Source organism: Oleiphilus sp. HI0080 (assembly GCF_001635135.1).
Genome location: NZ_LWFU01000922.1, coordinates 1 through 735 on the forward strand (window position 1 = coordinate 1; position 735 = coordinate 735).

The following is a 735-nucleotide window of genomic DNA, read 5'->3' on the forward strand; positions in this document are numbered from 1 at the left end:
TGGTCAAGTCGCCTGCCACCAAAGGAGTTAGAGTACCAGCACCAGTGAGCGCCTCACGTGTATTACCGATTGCACCAGCCGTTGCGCCCGAAAACGTGCCCGCTTCGAAGCCTGCGTTATCAATATCACCAGTGTTCGACGTGATGTTGATGTCACTGCCATCAAGGCTAGAAAGCGAATAGTTACCAATGTAAGTGTTACCCGTTGTTGCCGCGCCGCCTGAAGTACCAAGACCAGTCGCCAGACCAAGAGTACCTGCTGCCGCACCAACGATCGTAATATTACGACCATCTTCTGCAACTAAGTCGATACGTGCGCCTGCATCAGAAGCGACAACAGTTGCTGTCACGCCAGTCGCGCCCGCTTTATCGTTAATGCTCTCAGCAACACCTGACAAATCGTTGAAAGCGTCACCCGACGCAGACTTACTAAGAGAAATGGTTACGCCGTTGATGTCTATATCGGTCGCTGCAACCGCGCCAGCACCATCTGCAACATCTGTACCTTCAGCCGAGTTAGCTAAAACCGTTGCAACAACACCTGTTTGATCGCTAACAGCGTTAATGGCATCTGCTTTCGCGATCGCACCTGAAGAAGCATAACCTGTAGACTGTGTATCTACAGCACCATCTGAAGCGCCAATCGCTACACCGTTGATTACGATATCGCCAGCAACCAACGCAGTCGATGCGGTACCCGTAAGCGCCGTTTGATCTGCTGTTGAGCTGATGCCAG

Annotated in this window: 1 pseudogene; it reads right to left on the reverse strand. The window is 52.0% G+C overall.

Annotated elements, in window-relative coordinates:
* A pseudogene (locus A3751_RS23100) lies at positions 1–735 on the reverse strand (flagellin); the annotation flags it as partial.